Source organism: Mesotoga sp. UBA5847 (assembly GCF_002432735.1).
GTDB lineage: Bacteria > Thermotogota > Thermotogae > Petrotogales > Kosmotogaceae > Mesotoga.
The window spans coordinates 25,853-26,492 of record NZ_DJGL01000038.1 but is presented as its reverse complement, the minus strand read 5'-3'; the positions used below and the strand labels follow the sequence as shown (position 1 = coordinate 26,492).

At 44.5% G+C, this 640-nt stretch carries 1 pseudogene; it reads left to right on the top strand.

The features are described from left to right. Window positions 1-328: 328 nt before the first annotated feature. Window positions 329-640 (top strand): annotated as a pseudogene (locus tag B3K91_RS04265) (NAD(P)/FAD-dependent oxidoreductase); the annotation flags it as partial.

The following is a 640-nucleotide window of genomic DNA, read 5'->3' as shown; positions in this document are numbered from 1 at the left end:
TCGAATGAAAGACACTCTCAGGGGACTTCTCAACAAACCACTGGTATTGAAGACTCTTAAGAACTTCTCCGTAATAGGACATACTATAGGTGGAACAAATCTCTACGGCTGTGCCGCGATGGGCAGGAACACCGTCAAAANNATGATACTTTTAAGAAACTGATAGGTGAGAGACACCTCACCGATCGGCTGCGCTCGATGTATTCAAAGCCCATCGACAGAATGATGATGGCTCTGCACGTGTCTTTTGGCATTAACATGGACCTGTCACACTTGCCGAATTCAATGTCCCTCTTTCTGGATAAACCGATTGAGATTGCAGGTAACGGTGTGCCAAGTGAATCTTCTGAATTACAGTTATGACGGAACAATGGCACCAAAGGGAAAGACCAGTATCAAAGTTATGTATGACACCTATTGGTCTTACTGGGAGGAACTCTCAAAAGACCAAAGGAAATACGAAGAAGAAAAGGAAAAGATTGCCAGTAACACTATCAATGCAATCGAGAGAGTTAATCCCGGCATCACCGATGAAGTTGAAGTGACTGATGTTGCAACGCCAATGACTACAGAGAAGTTCACGTCAAATGGACGTGGCTACGGGAGCAAAGAGGACTTTCGAATGAAAGACACTCTCAGG